Raw genomic sequence first — 388 nt, 5'->3', positions numbered from 1 at the left:
CTCCGGGGAGGTGCGCCACCGAGGGCCGCTGGGGCTCGACCACCCGGTCCTCGCGCTGTCCCTCCGCTTCTCCACCGGCGGGACGGCGTACGTCGGCCTGCTGGACGGCAGGATCGTCCAGCTGCGGATCACCTGACCGACCCGCTGTCACCGCCCCGTGCTTGGCTGGATCGCATGGACCAACGGATCAGCTTCATCACCCTGGCCGTCGCCGACCTCGACCGGGCTCGCGCGTTCTACGTCGACGGGCTCGGGTGGAAACCCGAGGTGTTCGTGCCGGGGGAGGTGTTGATGATCCGGGCCGGGGAGCGGCTGATGCTCTCGCTCTGGTCCGAGGAGGGCTTCGAGGCCGAGGTCGGGCCGATCCGCCGCGGCGAGGGCAACGTGC

At 71.4% G+C, this 388-nt stretch carries 1 protein-coding gene; it reads left to right on the top strand.

The window, feature by feature from the left end:
* Positions 1 to 174: 174 nt before the first annotated feature.
* Positions 175 to 388, top strand: a 214-nt coding sequence (locus I6F37_RS44330; RefSeq protein WP_368736842.1) for a VOC family protein, incomplete at its 3' end; no start/stop codon positions are given.

Source organism: Bradyrhizobium sp. NBAIM08 (genome assembly GCF_020193935.1).
GTDB classification, from domain to species: Bacteria; Pseudomonadota; Alphaproteobacteria; order Rhizobiales; family Xanthobacteraceae; genus Bradyrhizobium; species Bradyrhizobium yuanmingense.
This window is presented reverse-complemented; position numbering and strand designations above follow the sequence as displayed.